This window comes from Bacillus cereus group sp. BfR-BA-01316 (assembly GCF_022664195.1).
GTDB lineage: Bacteria > Bacillota > Bacilli > Bacillales > Bacillaceae_G > Bacillus_A.
The window spans coordinates 1-367 of sequence record NZ_JAKUGX010000100.1; the positions used below are offsets into that span (position 1 = coordinate 1).

Here is a 367-nt window from a genome sequence, read left to right on the forward strand (position 1 = left end):
GTCGAGTGACTCTGCGCCGAAAATGTACCGGGGCTAAATACACCACCGAAGCTGCGAATTGATACCAATGGTATCAGTGGTAGGGGAGCGTTCTAAGTGCAGTGAAGTCAGACCGGAAGGACTGGTGGAGCGCTTAGAAGTGAGAATGCCGGTATGAGTAGCGAAAGACGGGTGAGAATCCCGTCCACCGAATGCCTAAGGTTTCCTGAGGAAGGCTCGTCCGCTCAGGGTTAGTCAGGACCTAAGCCGAGGCCGCCAGGCGTAGGCGATGGACAACAGGTTGATATTCCTGTACCACCTCTTTATCGTTTGAGCAATGGAGGGACGCAGAAGGATAGAAGAAGCGTGCGATTGGTTGTGCACGTCC

Annotated in this window: 1 rRNA gene; it reads left to right on the top strand. The window is 54.0% G+C overall.

Annotated features, from left to right (window positions below):
• Positions 1-367: ribosomal RNA gene (locus MR071_RS25165) — 23S ribosomal RNA — on the top strand; the annotation flags it as partial.